The sequence below is a fragment of the Bacillus sp. MYb56 genome (assembly GCF_002976445.1).
Taxonomy (GTDB): domain Bacteria; phylum Bacillota; class Bacilli; order Bacillales; family Bacillaceae_G; genus Bacillus_A; species Bacillus_A mycoides.
Genome location: NZ_PCOH01000114.1, coordinates 1 through 1,852, shown reverse-complemented (window position 1 = coordinate 1,852; position 1,852 = coordinate 1). Strand labels below are relative to the sequence as shown.

Below are 1,852 nucleotides of genomic sequence, written 5' to 3'. Positions count from 1 at the left end.
CCCCACACGACGAACCAGCCTCAACCCCAAAAGCAAAGGAAAACCTTCTTTTAAACCTGTTTATTTTGCTTTTTAAGCGTTTATTTTCGTTTTGACGACAAATAGTATTATTTTAGTTTTATATCTTTTAAAAAGGATTCTGAAGCGTTTAAATAGCATTTTGTATTTTGGTGTTATTTGTTTCTAGATTACAGATTTATATTTAATTAATGTTAATTGTTTTCTTTTAGTATTTTAAAGTAATGTTTGATTGCAATTTATTAAAAATATCATGTCCTTAGTGAGTACTCATATGGAGACATCAAAGGGACTTTGTGTACTCACTGAGTCTACATCTAGGGACATAAGGGGGACATTTGAAGGGTTTTGTGTCGTAAGTGAGTGGACATCCTGGAAATTTTCGTGTACCCACGTTTAAGCTAGGCTCTGCCTAGCCCCAACCCCTAGTTGGGCCCAAAAACCCCTTATGCTCTTCTCTCTTTTTTGATTCGGAATTTCCAATTTTATAGAGTATTTCATTTTTTAGTCGAAAATTATTATGTTAAAAAACAAAATGTTAATTTATTTGTATGTTTTTTATTGATTGATTTAAGTGCAAAGAAGAAAAAGAAATTAAAATTACTTATTTCGTAAATACAAGATCTAATGAATCTGTGCACGAATAATTAGGATTGATTTAACTTAATTTTATGTAAAGTGTTAAGATAAAGGAGTTATAACTGTTATAACGAATTTGAAATATTGAAAAGGAGGTTATGACTATTATGACACTTATTATTTATGAAAATGTATCCCAGGTTGCAAAAAGATTAAAAATATCACCTTCTACGGTTAAAAAATATTACTTACTAATTGAGAGTTATAACTGTTATGCCTTTAAAAGAGACGAACGAGAACGAATTATTTTCGATGATTATGATATTAAGTTATTACAAAGATTAGTAGAGTTAAAAAGTATGCCACAAGTTACATTGGAAGATGCTTGCAAATTACTTTTAAAAGAAGAAGGATTAACAGTTAATAATACAGATATGACTGTTATAACTCCTGGATCTGATGATTTAAAAGAAGTATTGAGAGAATTAAAAGATACAGTAGAGTTGCAACAAAAACAATTACAGAATCAAAATGAGCAAATAGCTAAACTAACAAACGTATTGGAATCTCAACAAAAGTTATTGACTCATTCTAATACTATAGAAAAACAACAGGTTACTGATCGGGATAAAGCGGTTATGACTGTTATGCGAGAACTTCAAGAAGTAAAACAGATGGTTGCAGCAAATAATGAAAAGAAATGGTATCAATTTTGGAAGTGATTTGCTGAGTTCTGACGTTATAGAATAAGGGGATACTTATGAATGATAAAGATTATATGTATAAAGAATTAAGTGATTTTTTAGACGGAACTTTTCATCAAGATATGGGAACAGTAAAAAAAGCCTTAAATGAATTTATAGAAGAAGCCCATAAAATGTGTATAGAAAATATTATAAAGTACATAGATGCATTTTTAAAAAGTGATTTATCCATACAAGAAAAGGAAAAGTTCATTGAATATTATACTGAAATTTATTTTCCTTCTTTAAAACTTACTCCTATAGAATGGCTTGAACAAACAGTTGAAACGTTAAAACAAGCATTAAAAAATACTTAGTAAAAATTGATCACTCATAATAGATGGTCTTTTTTCGTTTAGTTACTATACTTTAAGAAAATATTATAAACGATATTTGATGCTTGTTAGGGTGCTTTGTTTTTGGTAAGGAGTTTTGGAGTGGCGGTGCATGTGGAATCGCTGAGTCCTGGCGTTTATGCCGCGAAAGTTCCTTGACGATGAGGGGAACCCTCA

Annotated in this window: 2 protein-coding genes; both read left to right on the top strand. The window is 30.1% G+C overall.

What is annotated here, in order from left to right; genetic code table 11:
- Nucleotides 1–764: 764 nt before the first annotated feature.
- Entirely contained in the window at nt 765–1,319 is a 555-nt protein-coding gene (locus CQ058_RS31225) for a DUF3967 domain-containing protein (protein WP_105590268.1), read from the top strand.
- 38 nt (nt 1,320–1,357) lie between these two features.
- A complete protein-coding gene (locus tag CQ058_RS31220; RefSeq protein WP_105590267.1) occupies nt 1,358–1,657 on the top strand; it encodes a contact-dependent growth inhibition system immunity protein in 300 nt (99 codons plus the stop codon).
- The last annotated feature ends 195 nt before the right edge of the window (nt 1,658–1,852 follow it).